Annotated in this window: 12 protein-coding genes; 6 read left to right on the forward strand and 6 right to left on the reverse strand. The window is 73.5% G+C overall.

What is annotated here, in order from left to right; genetic code table 11:
- Positions 1-5: 5 nt before the first annotated feature.
- Positions 6-878 (forward strand): aldo/keto reductase family oxidoreductase, encoded by an 873-nt coding sequence (locus ACFV46_RS11510; RefSeq protein WP_361936685.1) that lies wholly within the window; start codon positions 6-8, stop codon positions 876-878.
- Between the two features lie 12 nt (positions 879-890).
- Here ACFV46_RS11510 and ACFV46_RS11515 read toward each other — a convergent pair whose 3' ends face one another.
- Positions 891-1,802, reverse strand: coding sequence for a LysR substrate-binding domain-containing protein (locus tag ACFV46_RS11515; RefSeq protein ID WP_361936714.1), 912 nt, complete (start codon positions 1,800-1,802; stop codon positions 891-893).
- A 163-nt stretch (positions 1,803-1,965) separates the two neighbouring features.
- On the opposite strand from ACFV46_RS11515, the gene ACFV46_RS11520 reads away from it, so the two are divergent.
- A complete protein-coding gene (locus tag ACFV46_RS11520; protein WP_385497878.1) occupies positions 1,966-2,976 on the forward strand; it encodes an aldo/keto reductase in 1,011 nt (336 codons plus the stop codon).
- A gap of 28 nt (positions 2,977-3,004) precedes the next feature.
- Positions 3,005-3,427, forward strand: a complete 423-nt coding sequence (locus ACFV46_RS11525; protein ID WP_385497879.1) for an SRPBCC family protein — start codon at positions 3,005-3,007, stop codon at positions 3,425-3,427.
- Positions 3,428-3,443: 16 nt separating this feature from the next.
- Here the strand turns inward: ACFV46_RS11525 and ACFV46_RS11530 are convergent, their stop codons facing one another.
- The gene (locus ACFV46_RS11530; RefSeq protein ID WP_376728352.1) at positions 3,444-4,106 is read right to left on the reverse strand and encodes an NADPH-dependent F420 reductase; all 663 of its coding nucleotides are present in this window, start codon (positions 4,104-4,106) and stop codon (positions 3,444-3,446) included.
- Positions 4,107-4,509: 403 nt separating this feature from the next.
- Between ACFV46_RS11530 and ACFV46_RS11535 the strand changes: the two genes are divergently transcribed.
- Positions 4,510-6,675, forward strand: coding sequence for a SpoIIE family protein phosphatase (locus ACFV46_RS11535; RefSeq protein WP_385497880.1), 2,166 nt, complete (start codon positions 4,510-4,512; stop codon positions 6,673-6,675).
- Positions 6,676-6,843: 168 nt separating this feature from the next.
- Here ACFV46_RS11535 and gap read toward each other — a convergent pair whose 3' ends face one another.
- Both gap and ACFV46_RS11545 read right to left on the reverse strand, forming a co-directional pair.
- Complete coding sequence (gene gap / locus ACFV46_RS11540; protein ID WP_385497881.1) at positions 6,844-7,842, reverse strand: type I glyceraldehyde-3-phosphate dehydrogenase; 999 nt, start codon at positions 7,840-7,842, stop codon at positions 6,844-6,846.
- Between the two features lie 111 nt (positions 7,843-7,953).
- The gene (locus ACFV46_RS11545; protein ID WP_151787734.1) at positions 7,954-8,910 is read right to left on the reverse strand and encodes a GlxA family transcriptional regulator; all 957 of its coding nucleotides are present in this window, start codon (positions 8,908-8,910) and stop codon (positions 7,954-7,956) included.
- Positions 8,911-9,127: 217 nt separating this feature from the next.
- On the opposite strand from ACFV46_RS11545, the gene ACFV46_RS11550 reads away from it, so the two are divergent.
- Positions 9,128-11,290 carry a SpoIIE family protein phosphatase gene (locus tag ACFV46_RS11550; RefSeq protein WP_361936673.1) on the forward strand — a complete coding sequence of 721 codons (2,163 nt, stop codon included), beginning with the start codon at positions 9,128-9,130 and terminating at the stop codon, positions 11,288-11,290.
- A 21-nt stretch (positions 11,291-11,311) separates the two neighbouring features.
- On the opposite strand, the gene ACFV46_RS11555 is transcribed toward ACFV46_RS11550, so the two are convergent.
- Positions 11,312-12,496, reverse strand: coding sequence for a type III polyketide synthase (locus ACFV46_RS11555; RefSeq protein WP_385497882.1), 1,185 nt, complete (start codon positions 12,494-12,496; stop codon positions 11,312-11,314).
- Positions 12,497-12,822: 326 nt separating this feature from the next.
- A complete protein-coding gene (locus tag ACFV46_RS11560) occupies positions 12,823-13,398 on the reverse strand; it encodes a dihydrofolate reductase family protein (protein WP_361936669.1) in 576 nt (191 codons plus the stop codon).
- Positions 13,399-13,591: 193 nt separating this feature from the next.
- Between ACFV46_RS11560 and ACFV46_RS11565 the strand changes: the two genes are divergently transcribed.
- Positions 13,592-13,762, forward strand: a complete 171-nt coding sequence (locus ACFV46_RS11565; protein ID WP_151787737.1) for a hydrophobic protein — start codon at positions 13,592-13,594, stop codon at positions 13,760-13,762.
- The last annotated feature ends 77 nt before the right edge of the window (positions 13,763-13,839 follow it).

The raw sequence follows: 13,839 nt of genomic DNA on the forward strand, positions 1-13,839 counted from the left end.
ACACCATGAGCACCCCTTCCGTCCCGCTCCCCGGCGGCACCTGGACCCTGGGCGACCTGACCGTCACCCGGTTCGGCTACGGCGCGATGCAGCTGGCCGGCCCCGGCGTCATGGGTCCGCCGGCCGACCGCGAGGGCGCTCTCGCCGTGCTGCGCGAGGCCGTCGCCCTCGGCATCACGCACATCGACACGGCCGACGCGTACGGCCCGCACGTCACCAACGCGCTGATCCGCGAGGCGCTGCACCCGTACGCCGCTTCACTGCACATCGTGACCAAGGTGGGCGCGACCCGGGACGCGGACGGCGGCTGGCCCCCGGCACGCAGGCCCGAGGACGTGCGCCGTGCCGTCGAGGAGAACCTGGAGCGCCTCGGTCTCGACACGCTGGACGTGGTCAATCTGCGGCTCGGTGACGCCCGGGGTCCCGTGCCGGGTTCGCTGGCGGAGCCGTTCGAGACGCTCGTCGGGCTTCAGCGACAGGGCCTGGTCCGGCACCTCGGGGTGAGCAACGCGACGGCGGAGCAGGTCGCCGAGGCCCGCGCGATCGCCCCGATCGTGTGCGTGCAGAACCTGTACAACCTGGCCCACCGTCAGGACGACGAGCTGATCGACCACCTCGCCGAAGCGGGCATCGCCTATGTGCCGTTCTTCCCGCTCGGCGGCTTCACCCCGCTGCAGGCCGCCACGCTCACGGCCGTGGCCGCCCGGCTGGACGCGACACCCATGTCCGTCGCCCTCGCCTGGCTGCTGCGGCGGTCGCCGAACATCCTGCTGATCCCCGGCACTTCGTCGGTGGCGCATCTGCGGGAGAACATCGCGGGAGCGGGTCTCACGCTCTCCGACGACGATCTCACCGAGCTCGACAAGATCGGGCGCTGACGCCCCACGCGCTCATCCGCGGGCCGCGCTCACCGGCCCCGACGCGAGCGTCAGCGTGCGGAACGCGGCGACCACGGGCCGCAGGTCCACCCGGTGCCAGGCCGCCCACAGCTGAACGGACCGGTCGTGCCAGGGGAGTTCGCGGACCGCGACCGCCTCCGACATGCCGCGCACCATGCTCCGCTGCACCAGGGCGAGCCCGAGACCGGACGCGACCAGGCCGAGCGCGGTGAGCGGCTCGGCGGCGTCCATACGGATGTCCGGGGTGAAGCCGGACGCGGCGCACGACGCGACGAACGTGTCCCGCCAGGACGGGTCCTGCGGATTCTCCACGGCGATCCACGGCTGCCCGTCCAGGTCCTCGGGCCGCACCTCGGGCCGCTCGGCGAGCGGATGCCCGGCGGGCACGGCGAGCAGGAGCGGGTCCTCCAGCAGGGGAGCGGCCGTCAGCTCGGGGTCCTCGGCGGGCGGCGGCTCGTGGACGAGCGCGATGTCGAGGCTGCGCTGCCGCAGACCCTCGAACTGCTCTGCGGGGGACAGGCTGTACAGGGCGACATGGATGCCGGGGCGCTCGTCGTGCAGGGAGCGCAGCGCGGCGGGCAGCACGCCCGTGTGCATGGCGTCGGCGATGTACCCGACGCACAGGCCGCCCTCCTCGCCGCGGCCCAGCCGGCGCCCCAGGTTCTCCAGGCGGTCGGCGTGCCGCAGCAGCGCCCGGGCCTCCGACAGGAAGACCTGGCCGTCGCGGGTGAGCCGGATCCGCTGCTGCCCGCGCTCGAAGAGGGTCAGGCCCAGGTTCTTCTCCAGCTGGGCGATCTGCCGGCTGAGCGGGGACTGCGAGATGTGCAGGCGCTCGGCGGCCTGGCCGACGTGCTCGGTCTCGGCGACCGCCACGAAGTACCGGATCTGGCGCAGGTCCAGCATCGAGACCTCCAGGGACTCAAGTATGTCCAAGCAAGTCTTGGACAGTCTCAAGTCCCGATCCTACGGTCGAAGAGGTCAGGCCGTCGAAGGCCGGTCCGGTGATCCGGACCCCCACCGACGTCGGCCGGCGCGTTCCCTTTCCGTACCACCACGAGGTACCACCATGTCGATCACGTCCCTCCTGCCCGGCCGCCTGGGCTTCGGCACCGCCCCGCTGGGCAACATGTTCCGGGCCATCCCCGACGAGGAGGCCGCCGCCACCGTCGACGCCGCCTGGGACCAGGGCATCCGCTACTTCGACACCGCCCCGTTCTACGGCGCCGGACTGTCCGAGATCCGCCTGGGCGACGCCCTGGCGGGACGCCCCCGCGACGCCTACGTGCTCAGCACCAAGGTCGGGCGCGTCATCCTCGACGAGACCGAGGACCCCTCCGCCCGCGACCTGGGCGAGAAGGGCGGTCTCTTCGAGCACGGCCGGCACAACAGGATCATCAACGACTACTCGGCGGACGCCACCCTGCGGTCCATCGAGGACAGCCTCCGGCGCCTGAGGACCGACCGCCTCGACATCGTCTGGGTCCACGACGTCGCCCAGGACTTCTACGGCGACGAATGGCTCGCCGCCTACGAGTCCGCCCGCACCGGCGCCTTCCGCGTCCTGCGGCGTCTGCGCGAGGAGGGCGTCATCAAGGCGTGGGGCCTGGGCGTCAACCGGGTCGAGCCGCTGGAACTGACCCTCGACCTGGACGAGCCCGAGCCGGCCGCCTTCCTCCTCGCCGGCCGCTACACCCTCCTCGACCACGAACGGGCTCTGCAGCGCCTGCTGCCCGCCGCCGCGGCACGGGACGTCGGCATCGTCGTCGGCGGACCCTACAGCTCCGGCGTCCTCGCCGGCGGACAGCACTTCGAGTACCGGAAGGCACCCGCCGCCGTCCTCGCCAAGGTCGACCGCGTCAAGGCGCTCGCCGCACGGCACGACGTACCCATCAAGGCCGCCGCGCTCCAGTTCTCCCTCGCCCATCCCGCCACGGTCGCGGCCGTCCCCGGAGCCACCCGGCCCAGCCGCATCGCCGAGGACGTCAGCGCCCTCGACGCGAAGGTCCCGGCCGAGTTCTGGACCGCGCTCCGCGCGGAGGGCCTGATCGCGGAGAACGCGCCCGTGCCGGGCGCCTGACATCCCCTTCCACCACCGGAGTACGACCATGACCACACCCACGAGCACGACCGCGACCATCGACCTCCCCGTGCCGGGCGACACCGTCTGGCAGCTGATCGGCGGCTTCGACGCCCTGCCGGACTGGCTGCCGTACATCCCCGTCAGCGAACTCCGGGAGGGCGGCCGCGTCCGCGTCCTGACGAACGAGGAGGGCGGCGTCATCGTCGAACGGTTGGAGCGGTTCGACGACGACGCACGCAGCTACACCTACTCGATCGTGGACGCGCCCTTCCCCGTCACCGGATACCGCTCCACGCTCACCGTGCACGACGGGCACGGCACCGGCTCACGCGTCGAGTGGTCGGGGACCTTCACCCCGGCCGGGGTGAGCGAGGAGGAGGCGGTCGCCCTGTTCCAGGGCATCTACCGCGACGGCCTCGCCGCCCTGAAGCAGACGCTCGGCGCGTGAGCGGAACGCCGGAGCCTCAGCCGCGGAACTCCGGCTGCCGCTCCGGCGAGGCCGCCGCCAGGGCGTCCTGGACCTCCTTGACGCCGCCCCGCAGCCCGTAGACGGGGGTGCCGGGCTGCTGACGCCACGAGTCGTCCAGGCCGCCCGCGTCGACGGCGTCGAAGCCCAGCTCCTCGATCAGTGCCATCACCTTGCGCTTCGCCGCCTCGTCGTCGCCCGCCACCGGCAGCGCCATCCGGTCGGGGGCGCCCTCGGGCCGGGCGCGGTCGAGGAGGTCCTGGGCGTAGGTGCCGTTGAACGCCTTGATCACGGGGTGCCCGAGATGACGCTCGGTCCAGCGGCTCTCCGTGAGGCCGTCGTCCTCGATCCCGGCGATCCGCCCGTCACGCTGCTGCGGGTAGTAGTTGCCCGTGTCGATGACCACGGCGTCCTCGGCCATCCCGTCCAGCAGGCCGGAAGGCAGGTCCGGGACCGCCTTGAGCGGGACGGTGACGACGACGGTCTCGGCGCCCCGGGCCGCCTCCGTCGCCGGCACCGGCGTGGCCCCGGTCTCCTCGGCGAGGTCCGTCAGGGTCTCGGGGCCGCGGGAGTTGGCGACCGAGACGTCATGTCCGAGCGCGGTGAGGCGACGTGTGAGGTTGCCGCCGATGTTGCCGGCGCCGATGATGCCGATCTTCATGACATGCCTTCCCTAGCGATTCTGTCCCTGCCCACGGCACCAACCCCCCTTCCCCACAGGGCTATTCCGGGGTTCCGGGGCCGGGAGCCGTCATATACCTGCGAGCGCCCGCGGGCGGCCGGTCCCAGCCACGGGAGCGCCACCCGTTCGACGGTGCGCCGCCGAGGGGGAGGCCGCACCCCGAAACGCCGCCCGGCCCGGTCGCCTCACCCGTCCGGACTCCGGCGCGGCAGCGGGGGACGACGGCCCGGCGGCGGTCGGGGTGCCGTCATCGTCCCGTGGGCGTACTGTCCGCATATGGGTGACGTGCTGGGCCGCGGTCGGTGCGGTGGGCGGCCCTCCGCACCGGGTGTCCCTCGTGAGGGCCGGAACCGGCGGACGTCGTGCCGCCGGGGGGCGACGTGTGCCCGGCAGGCGCATCGCCGCGCGCGGATCGGGTGAGGCCGTGCCGGACGTGACGGACGGCGGCCCCGACCCCGAGGCGGCACTGCCGGACTCCCTGCTGGTGGACCTGGTCCGCGACACCGGGGCGTCGGTGGGCATGACGTATGTGCTGGCGCCGGGGGACCCGCTGCTGCGTCTGGCGCTGGTCTCCGGTGTGTCGCACCGCATCGCGGCGCCGTGGGCCCGGATCCCGATGGACACGGCGATCCCCGTGGTCGACGCCATCCGCGACCGCCGGCTGATCTGGCTGGGCAGCCAGGAGGAGACCGCCCGCCGGTACCCGCGACTCGGGATCGTCCTGCCCTACGACTTCATGCTCGCCGCCGCCCCGATCACCGACGGCGGCCCCGTGCGGGGTGGCGTCGTGCTGCTGTGGCCCGTGTGGCACCCGCCGCAGCTCAGTGCCGCCGAGCGGGAGGCGATCACGAGCGGATGCGCCCGCGCGGCCGACTTCCTGGACCGTGCCGCGGACAGCGGCCACCTCCTCGACATCCCCGACGAACCCCATCTGGTGGCCGCGCCCCACGCACACGACACCGATCCCCGGCACGCGATGGCGGCCCTCGCGTTCGCCGACCGCCTTCCCCTGGGCTGCTGCGCACTCGACCTCGACGGGCGGCTGACCTACATCAACGCGGCCGGCGCCGACCTGGTCGGGGCCGGGGCCGCCGCCCTCCTGGGCAAGCGGCCCTGGGAGGTACTGTTCTGGCTGCACGACCCGCTCTTCGAGGACCGCTACCGGGCGGCCGTGGTCACCCGCCGGCCCACCACCTTCACCGCGACGCGCCCGCCCGACACCCGGCTGGTGTTCCGGCTCTACCCGGACGAGACCGGCATCAGCGTCCACATCGCCCCCGCCGACGAGGCCGCCACCGGCCCGCGCGCCACGACGGTGGTCCCCCCGCCGGCCGAGCCCTTCGGCGCCGCCGCGCTCTACCACCTCACCCATGTCGCCGCCGCCCTCGCCGAGGCCGCCGGCGCCAAGGACGTGGTCGAGCTGGCCGCCGACCAGATCGTGCCCGCCTTCGGCCCCCGGGCGCTGGCCCTGCTGACCTTGCGGGAAGGACGGCTGCGCCTCGCCGGTCACCGGGGGTACGACCGCGAGCTGATGTCCCGATTCGACACGGAGTCCCTCACCTCCGACGCCCCGGCCGTGCGCGCCGTCAACACCGGGACGGCCGCCTTCTTCCCGAGCTTCGCCGACCTCCAGCGCGCCTATCCGCCGGCACGGCACCTGGACGGCATGGCCTCCTGGGCCTTCCTGCCGCTGATCGTCTCGGGCCGTCCCGTCGGCTCCCTCGTCCTCGCCTACGAGGCGCACCGCGCCTTCCCGCCCGCGGAGCGGGCCCTGCTCACCTCACTGGCGGGGCTGATCGCCCAGGCCCTGGACCGCGCCCGGCTCTACGACGCCAAGCACAGCCTCGCCCACACCCTGCAGAACGCCCTGCTGCCCCGCAGCCTGGGGAACGTCCCCGGGCTGGACGCCGCCGCCCGCTACCGGCCCGCGAGCCACGGCATGGACATCGGCGGCGACTTCTACGACCTGATCCGGCGCACCCCGACGAGCGCCATCGCCGCCATCGGCGACGTCCAGGGGCACAACACGACGGCCGCCGCGCTCATGGGCCAGGTCCGCACCGCCGTGCACGCGCACGCCACGTCCGGGGCCTCGCCCGGTGACATCCTCGCCCGCACCAACCGGCTGCTGGCCGACCTGAACCCGGGCCTGTTCGTCAGCTGCCTCATCGTCCACCTCGACCTGGCCCGGCACAGCGCGCAGTTGGCCACCGCCGGACATCCGCCGGCCCTGCTGCGCCACCCGGACGGCCGGGCCGGGCCCGTCCCCGCCCCCGCCGGGCTGCTGCTGGGCATCACCCCGGACGCCGACTACGCCACCGTGGACGTCCCGCTCCCGCCGGGCGCGCTCCTCGTCCTCTACACCGACGGACTCGTGGAGCGTCCAGGCGTCGACATCGACGACGCCATCGCCGCCGTCACCGACCGGCTGGCCGCCTCCCCTCCCGACGACCTCGACGCCTTGGCCGACGCCCTGCTCGAGCACGCCGGACAGGCGGCGTCGAACCCGGACGACATCGCGCTGCTCCTGGTACGGCCGCACCGCTGACGCCCACTCAACGCCCTTGGCGCGCCCAGCAGTCGCCGATACATCGGGTGCACGAAGGCATGGACCGCGGCCCAGCGCTTCGGAAGATCACCCCGGTGAGTGAGCGGATCGGGCATGCGTGAAGCGCCGGGCGGTCACCTCCGCCCGGCGCTTCGCATCCGCCACCGCTCAGCGGGCGGCGAGCAGCTCCAGCGTGTCGATCACGCGGTGGGAGAAGCCCCACTCGTTGTCGTACCAGGCGACCACCTTGACGTGGCGGCCGTCGACGCGGGTGAGGGCCGAGTCGAAGATCGACGAGGCGGGGTTGCCGGTGATGTCGGAGGACACCAGCGGGTCCTCGGAGTACTCCAGGACGCCGGCGAGCGGGCCCTCGGCCGCGGTGCGGTAGGCGGCCAGCACGTCCTCACGGGTCACGTCCCGCGCGACCGTCGTGTTCAGCTCGACGATCGAGCCCACCGGCACCGGCACCCGGATCGAGTCGCCGGACAGCTTGCCGTCGAGGTCGGGCAGGACCAGGCCGATCGCCTTGGCGGCGCCGGTCGTCGTCGGGACGATGTTGACGCCGGCGGCCCGGGCGCGCCGGGCGTCGCGGTGCGGGCCGTCCTGGAGGTTCTGCTCCTGGGTGTAGGCGTGCACGGTCGTCATGAAGCCGTGTTCGATCCCGGCGAGCTCGTGCAGCACCTTGGCCAGCGGCGCGAGAGCGTTCGTGGTGCACGAGGCGTTCGAGACGATCGTGTGCACGTCCGGGTCGTAGGAGTCGGAGTTGACGCCGTAGGCGAGGGTGACGTCCGCGCCGTCCGACGGCGCGCTCACCAGCACCTTGCGGGCCCCGGCGTCCAGGTGCGCGCGGGCGGCCTTCGCCGAGGTGAACCGGCCGGTGGCCTCCAGCACGATGTCCACGCCCAGCTCGGCCCACGGCAGCTGCGCCGGCTCACGCTCGGCCAGGACCTTGATCCGCCGCCCGTCGACCACGAGGGTGTCCCCGTCGACCGTCACCGGACGGCCGAGCCGGCCGGCCGTGCTGTCGAACGCCAGCAGCCGGGCGAGCGTCGCGGGCTCCGTCAGGTCGTTGACGGCGACGATCTCGAGGGAGCTGTCGCGCTCCAGCAGGGCGCGCAGCACGTTGCGTCCGATGCGGCCGAAACCGTTGATGGCGATGCGAGTCATGAGTGGTGTCCCTTCCTGTTGCCACACCCAGGCTCGCGCGCGCCGCACCCGCCGGACAGTGGCGGGACCGCCATGGTTCGCAAGGATCCCGCCAGGGGAGGGACGGGGCGTTCACTCGCCCCGCGTGAAGGTGCGCCGGTAGTCGCTCGGTGTCGTGCCGAGGATGCGCTGGAAGTGCAGCCGCAGATTCGCGCCGGTGCCCAGCCCGACGTCGGCGGCGATCTGCTCGACACTGCGCTGCGACCGTTCCAGCAGCTCACGCGCCAGATCGATGCGGGCCCGCATCACCCACTGCATGGGCGTGTAGCCGGTCTCCTCCACGAAACGCCGGGAGAACGTGCGCGCCGACACCCCCGCCTGGCGTGCCAGGACGTCGAGGGTCAGCGGCTCCCCGAGCCGGTGCAGCGCCCACTCCCGGGTGGCGCCGAACCGCTCGCCCAGCGGCTCGGGCACACTGCGCGGGACGTACTGGGCCTGCCCGCCGCTGCGGTACGGGGCCGCCACCAGCCGGCGGGCCGCGTGGTTGGAGGCGGCCACCCCGAGGTCGCCGCGCAGGATGTGCAGGCACAGGTCGATACCGGAGGCGGCACCGGCCGAGGTCAGCACGCTGCCCTCGTCGACGAACAGGACGTTCTCGTCGACCTGGATCTGCGGATGCCGGGCGGCGAGGGCCCGGGTGTAGTGCCAGTGCGTGGTGGCGCGCCGGCCGTCGAGCAGGCCGGTGGCGGCGAGCGTGAAGGCGCCGGTCGAGATGGCGGCGAGCCGCGCGCCCCGGGCGTGCGCCTCGATCAGCGCGTCGACGACCGGCCGGGGCGGGTCGTCGCGGTCCGGATGCCGGTAGCCCGGAACGAAGACGATGTCCGCCCAGGCCAGCGCGTCGAGGCCGTGGGCGACCGCGTACGACAGGCCGTCCCCGCCGGTCACCGGGCCGGGCGTCGCCCCGCACACCCGCACCTCGTACGGCATGCTCGCCCGGGTCGTGAACACCTGCGCGGGGATGCCGACGTCGAGCGGTTTGGCGCCCTCACTGACGAGGACGGCGACACGGTGCAGACGGGGGAGTGACACGGGGACGAGGATACGGAGGCCCCGGACCAGGGCGGGGTCCCCGGGGCCCCGGCGTCCGTCACCGTGTGTGTCCGCTCTCCGGCCCGCTGCTGTGGGCGAAGGCGAGCCGGGTGTTATTGAATGAGGTGTGCGGCCAGAGATCTCGGGATCCCGTCACCCTGGTTCCGGTACGGCCCCGGCGCGGTGCCGTGGCCGGCGAGCGAGCTGAGAGAACGGCATGGACTCCACGCCTCCCCCGTCGTCCGCGTCGCCGTACGACATGGTCAGCGGTGCGCTGGGGAAGTACATCCCGAGCGGGGACGACGAGGAGCCCGGCTCGGGCGCGCCGCGCGGGGAGGACACGCCCCCGCAGCGCGAGCGGCCCCGGCGGGGCGCGGGCCGCCCGGAGCAGATACTGGGCGCCGTCAATCTGGACCGGGATCTGCGGATCACCGACTCCAACCTGGAGGCCGCCGTCTTCGAAGGGATCGACCCCGTCCCCGGCACCCCCTTCGTCGACTTCCTGCCGCCCTGGGACGTGCCCACGGTGACCCGCAGGCTGCGCCAGGTCCTGGACACCGGTGAGCCGCATGTGGCCCGCGTGCAGCGGCTGCGCCGCCGGGACGGTTCGGAACTGGTCGTCTCCATGAGCATCCTGGCCGCCGCCCCGCCCCAGGACGGCCTGACCGTCTCCCTGATCGCCATGGCGAGGCGGCTGCACCTGTACGCCGCCGAGACCGCTATCGGCACCTCGCTGGACATCGGCGAGACCGCCCAGTCACTGGCGGAGTCCCTGCTGGCCTGGGGCGACGTGGCCGCCATCGATCTCGACTTCGCCGTGTGGACCGGCGAGGTGGTCACCGGGCGCCCGCAGGGGCGCATCCGGCTGCGCCGCGCCGCCCTCGTACCGGACCGGGCGTGGCCCGACGGCTACGTCACCCCCGGCGCCGACCTCCCCCGCGACGCGAGCCGCCTGCTGTCCCACGCGATCCGGCGGGACGACCCCGCGCAGGCCGTCGTCCTGCCCGACCGGGCCACCATCGAGCGGGTGCTCGGCAGCCCGCGCCTCGCCCGCGCCCTCGTCCCCGGCGACCAGGCGGCCTGTGTGGCGTGCGTCCCCCTGGTGCTCGACGGCGAGCCGCCCGTCATCCTGGGCGTGGCGGAGGTCTGGCGGCGCGCCGACCGGCCCTTCGAGGACAGCGAGCTGTTCGACCTGCAGGAACTGGTGGCCCGGACCGCCCACCACGTCGACCTGGCCCGTCAGCACCAGCGCGAGCACACCCAGGTCCTCGCCCTGCAACGCCGCCTGCTGCCCCGGTCCGCGGGCGACACCATCGAGACCGCCAGCGTCTACCAGCCCGCCACCCCGGACAGCGCCGGCGTCGGCGGCGACTGGGTCAACAGCTTCCCGCTGCCCGACGGCCGCACCGCGATGGTCGTCGGGGACGTCGTCGGGCACGGCCTGGGAGCGGCGGCCACCATGGGCCAGCTCAGCATGGAGGCCCGCGCGCTGCTGTCCGCGGGGCTCGCGCCCGGCGAGGTGCTGGAGCACCTGGACGAGACGGTGTCCCTCCTCGACGACGCGGAGTCCGGGCTCGCCGCCGGCTACAGCGCCCTCGGCTCGACCTGCTGCATCGCCGTGTACGACCCGGTCAGCCACCGGGTGGAGCTGGCCAGCGCCGGTCATCTGCCCCCGGTCCTCGTGCCCCCGGACGGGACCGCCGGACCGGTCGCGGTCCGCCCGCACCCCGGGCTGGGCGCCGAGTTCGCGCTGCGCGAGCCGTTCGACGTGTACACGTTCGCCGTGCCCCCCGGTTCGATGCTCGCGCTGTACACCGACGGCCTGGTGGAGGACCCCGCGATGTCGATCGACGAGGGCATCGGCCGGCTGTCCGACGCGGTGTCCGCCGTGCACCCCTGGGACGAGCTGGAGCAGGCGGCGCGCCGGGTCGTCGCCTCGCTGGCGCCCGCGCACCGGCGCGACGACGTCACCCTGCTGCTCGCCCGCATGATCGGCTACCGCAAGGAGGACACGGCGACCTGGCGGCTGCCGGCCCGCGGCGACGCCCCGGCCCGGGCGCGGGCGCTGGTCACCGGGCTGCTGGAGCGGTGGGGGACCCGGGAGGACACGAAGGACAGTGTGCTGCTGGTGGTCGGCGAGCTGGCCGCCAACGCCGTCCGCTTCGCCCGCGGCCCCCTCACGGTACGGCTGATCAGAACCGGTCACGGGCAGCTGCTGTGCGAGGTGGGGGACACCGGCAACGGCAGGCCCCGGCTGGGCCGCAAGGACCTCCTCGCGGACTCGGGCCGCGGACTGCACGTCGTCCACGGGCTCACCACCCGGTGGGGCGTGCGCTGGACCGACGACGGCAAGGTGGTCTGGGCAGCGGTCGGGCGGTGAGGCCGGCGGCAGGGGGACGGCTCAGAGCCACTCGCCTTCCAGCGCGGTGGCCGTGAGCCCGGGCGCCGCCGCGTACAGGACGGCGCGGCTGCCCGCCGGCTGCCCCGCGTCGTGCGCCCGGCGCATGATGTCGAACACGGCGGCGCCGCCGCGGTTGCCGCTCGTGTAGCTGTCCCGGCTGTACTCGAGGAGCCCGGACGGCCAGGCCTCGGGCATCGTCTGCTTCATGTACTCGAGCACCCGCGTCCCGCCGGGGTGGGCGAGCAGCACGTCGGGGTGCCAGGCCTCGGGGTGGTCGCCGTACCGCTCCTGGAGCCACTGCCACATGGCGGTCACCGTCTCCTGCACGGCGCGCGGGCCGCGCCGGTCCATCACGAAGTGGGTGCCGTCGGCGCGGGTGTCCAGGCGGTGCAGGTCCTGGGTGCCGGGCAGGGTGTGGTTCCAGGAGGAGTCCAGCCGCAGGACCGACTCCGGGCGCGGACGGCCGGTGACGACGGCGGCGACGGCGGTGTCCGCGAACAGCAGTCGGACGATCAGCGACTCCAGGGTGTCGTCCGCGGGCTGGTACGTGGTGCTCAGCGCCTCCGAGATCACGACGAGGACCACCCGGTCGGGGTCGGCGGCCACGAGGTCCGCGGCCAGCGCGAGCGAGCGGGTCCCGGCGATGCAGGCCCACTGGGTGGCGGGCAGGAGCAGCACGTCCTCGCGCAGCGGGAGCCGGTTGGCGAGGGAGACGTCGAGACCGGGCAGGGCCGGGGTGGTGGAGTTGCTGGTGATCACGCAGTCGACGTCCGAGACGTCGAGCCCGGCGCTCTGCAGGGCGCCGCGCGCCGCGCGCTCGCCGTACGCCTGCACGGCCTCCCAGGCGGGCGCGGTGCGCTCCTGCACGGTCTGCGGCGCGGGTATGGCCTCGAGGGCGGCGATCACCCGGTCCGCGTCCTGCTCGGTGAACCCGTCACGGGCCAGTGCGGCACGGGCCGCGCCGGCGCCGGCGGCCGGGAGACCGTTCCCGCGGCCGGGGGCGACGGCGGACTGGAGCGGCAGCATCCAGCCCCGGGCCTCGATCCCCGTACTGGCGGCGATGCTCTCGACGCGCGGGGCCCACGCCGCGTCGGGGTGGCGGTCGCGGACCTCGGCCACGATCTCGCTGGTCTTCACGGTGTGCTCGCCGTGGATCACGGCCGGGGGGCTCAGGAACGCGGGCATGGTGGCACCTTTCGTGGGAAGCGGGGGCGTACGTCGCTACGGCGGACGCGGGGCGTGCGTCACCGGCGCTGTGGCGTGCGTCACTTAGGTAGGCGTATCCAAATCGACGCCGATAAGGCCCAGTTCGGGCCTCTGTGTCCTGGTCGAGCTTGGGCCTATTCGGGCATTTCCGCTGTGATGTGGGCAACTTGGATCGCGGGTGATGCCTGTGACACCGCGCACAGGAGCGCCGAACTGACCGGGCGTCAGCCGGGCGGCTCCCGATCCCGGACACGGAAGTGCCCCGAACCCTCCGGGGTCCGGGGCACGTCGAGGTGCGGGTGGGATCAGGGATGCGGGGTCGGCCGGTAGGTGAGCTCCTGGATGTGCCCGTCGAGGGTGTGGTGGCCGATCAGTTCGAGATCGAAGTCGGCGGCGCCCTGGAAGATCGGGTCCAGGCCGGTCCTGCCCGTGATCACCGGGAACAGCGTCACCTGGACGCGGTCCACGAGCCCGGCGGCCATCAGCGCCCGGTTCATCGACAGGCTCCCGTGCGAGCGCAGCGGCACCTCGGACTCCTCCTTGAGCCGGGCGACGACGTCCACGGCGTCACCGCGGACGACCCGGGCGTCCGGCCAGTCGAGGGGCTCCTCGAGCGTGTTCGACACCACCGTGGCCGGCATGTTCCGCATCCGGGTGACCCACGGGTCGTGCACCGCCTCCTCCGTCTCCGAGGCGATCAGCTCGGCGAAGACGCGATACGTGCGGGCGCCGAAGACCATGCGCTGCTCCTCGCCGTACAGGGAGAGGCGGTGGTCGAGGAGCTCGGGGCCCTGCTTGCCCCAGTAGCCCGTCCAGTCGCCTCCTGCGGCGCCGAAGCCGTCGAGGCTGGAGAAGACGTCGAACGTGTAGGTGGCGGTCATGACGGTCTCCCGGGGTGCGAGGAAGCGGTGCTGCTCGGCGGTACTGCTCCTATAGACCGTCGCCCGGGGCGATACTCATCGCCCGTCGTTGCGCAACGTCACCGTGTGCCCCAGGTTCCCCTGCATAAACAAGGAATCCTGGGTGTATGGATTGAGGATCGCAGGGCAATCGAGGGTCAGGAGGTTGATAACTATGGTTCCCCTGCTTCTTGTTCTGCTTCTGGCCCTCATCCTGTTCGGTGCGGGCTTCGCCCTCAAGGCCCTGTGGTGGATCGCGATCGTCGTGCTGGTCGTGTGGCTGCTCGGCTTCGTGATGCGCTCCACCACATCGGGTGGTGGTCGCGGCCGCTGGTACCGATGGTGAGTCGGCGCACCTAGTGCACCTGGCGCACCACCACGCAGCGAAGGGCCCGGCTTCGGCCGGGCCCTTCGCTGCGCGCT

This window comes from Streptomyces sp. NPDC059852 (genome assembly GCF_042731455.1).
In the GTDB taxonomy this organism is placed as follows: Bacteria; Actinomycetota; Actinomycetes; order Streptomycetales; family Streptomycetaceae; genus Streptomyces.